This window comes from Streptobacillus notomytis (assembly GCF_001902585.1).
Taxonomy (GTDB): domain Bacteria; phylum Fusobacteriota; class Fusobacteriia; order Fusobacteriales; family Leptotrichiaceae; genus Streptobacillus; species Streptobacillus notomytis.
In genome coordinates, this window is sequence record NZ_LKKV01000085.1 from 1 (window position 1) to 427 (window position 427).

General features: G+C 29.5%; 1 protein-coding gene. It reads left to right on the forward strand.

Going from position 1 to position 427, the window contains the following annotated elements; all coding sequences use genetic code 11:
* Nucleotides 1-427: hypothetical protein (locus BUE91_RS07140; protein ID WP_180371205.1), on the forward strand; the 427-nt coding region annotated here is incomplete at both ends.

The window sequence follows — 427 nt, forward strand, 5'->3', positions numbered from 1 at the left end:
CTTTCATAGGGACTGACTTAGGTGGAACTAAAAATAATACAAATGGAAATGAATTAAAGTTAAATGAAAAAACACCATATCACTTTGGATTAAGATGGGATTCAGATATAGTTGATACTTTTAACATCTCTTTAACTGCTGCTCATAGAAGAGGAGGAAAAGATATTGCTTATGAGGAGAAAAAGAAAATAACTTCAGAAGATAATTCACCAGAAAAAGTAAACAAACACAATGGAATAAAAGAGGCAATAGAAAGACATCTAAAGTCAAAGGGAAGAGAAGGAAAAGTAGATAAAGATAAAGGATATAAACTAAGAGCAGAAGATACATTCCTATTATCAGCAATATTAAATGGAAAGATATATAATAACTTTGAATTAACTGTTGCAGGTATATATAATGCAGCAGACTTTAAAGATGATAAACA